Annotated in this window: 1 protein-coding gene and 1 pseudogene; one reads left to right on the plus strand and one right to left on the minus strand. The window is 62.3% G+C overall.

Translation table 11 applies throughout. The annotated features are described in order from the left end of the window. A partial coding sequence (locus ACYVD0_RS21530) for a transposase domain-containing protein (protein ID WP_460428699.1) occupies positions 1-301 on the plus strand: 301 nt, incomplete at its 5' end. Positions 302-346: 45 nt separating this feature from the next. On the opposite strand, the pseudogene ACYVD0_RS21535 reads toward ACYVD0_RS21530, so the two are convergent. Continuing rightward, positions 347-553 (minus strand): annotated as a pseudogene (locus ACYVD0_RS21535) (transposase); the annotation flags it as partial. Positions 554-634 lie beyond the last annotated feature (81 nt).

Consider the following 634-nt stretch of genomic DNA (forward strand, 5'->3'; position numbering starts at 1 on the left):
TAGCAACTGGAGCCGGCTCATTCGCTATACCGAGGCGGGCTACCTGCCGATCGACAACAATCGTGCCGAACGGGCCATTCGGCCGTTCGTCATCGGCCGCAAGAACTGGCTGTTCAGCGACACGCCCAAAGGCGCGACGGCCAGCGCGCAGCTCTACAGCCTGGTGGAAACCGCCAGGGCCAACGGACAGGAGCCCTACGCCTGGCTGCGCCACGTCCTCGAACGCCTGCCGGCAGCGCAAGGCGTCGAAGACTACGAGGCGCTGCTGCCGTGGAACTGCACTCCGACGGCGCCACTGTAAAAGACCGGCACGGCCGTCAACAGATGGGGTTTATGGATCGCTTTCGATCGAGCGAGCCCCGTGCGTCAACAGCATGCGCAGGTAGCTGTCGCCGCGCTTGCTCAGCCCCAGTTGTCGGACTTGACCGCCGGTACCGGTTTGCCGGGGAACCAGTCCCAGCCAGGCGGCGAACTGACGCCCCGAATGAAAGGTCGTGGCGTTTCCCACCGCAGCCACGACAGCAGTGGCGGTTACTAAGCCTATCGAAAGTATTGTCATATTGAGAGACAATACCTCCATGAAATGCAAACGAAACTCCGATGGTCGGGCAATCGACCACCACGCCCTCCAGGT

Source organism: Azotobacter armeniacus (assembly GCF_054779355.1).